At 62.6% G+C, this 431-nt stretch carries 1 protein-coding gene; it reads left to right on the top strand.

Annotation, left to right across the window (positions count from 1 at the left end; genetic code table 11):
- Positions 1 to 81: 81 nt before the first annotated feature.
- Positions 82 to 431: transposase (locus ABG80_RS01840; protein ID WP_200964239.1), on the top strand; the 350-nt coding region annotated here is incomplete at its 3' end.

A 431-nucleotide genomic window follows, 5' to 3' on the forward strand; every position in this document is an offset into this window, starting at 1 on the left:
AACCTGGCAACTGGGGATGGTCAGAACTCCCAGGTTTGTGTGCAATGACGCTCAGTTTCTGGGAGTTTTGAGGACCTGAAGATGAGCACACCCGACTTCTTCCGCGCCCGGTTGGATGCCATGATCGACCTGCGCCACCCGCTGGCCGTGCTGGCCACACGCATGCCGTGGGCAGAGATCGAGAAGTCGCTGGCGCCGCTGTTCGCCCGCAAGGCCCGCATGGGCAGCATGAAGCTGGACGCTGACATGTTCGGACCCACGGCGGTGGTGGTGGCCGGTGGGCTCAGCGCCGCAGGCCGTCCGCGCCTGCCGATCCGTTTGATGGTGGCACTGCTGTACCTCAAGCACGCCTTCAACGAGAGCGATGAGTCTGTGGTCGAGCGCTGGGCGCAGGATGTGTGCTTCCAGTTCTTCAGCGGACAGGAGTATTT

The organism is Aquabacterium parvum, from assembly GCF_001447195.1.
Taxonomy (GTDB): Bacteria; Pseudomonadota; Gammaproteobacteria; order Burkholderiales; family Burkholderiaceae_C; genus Aquabacterium; species Aquabacterium parvum.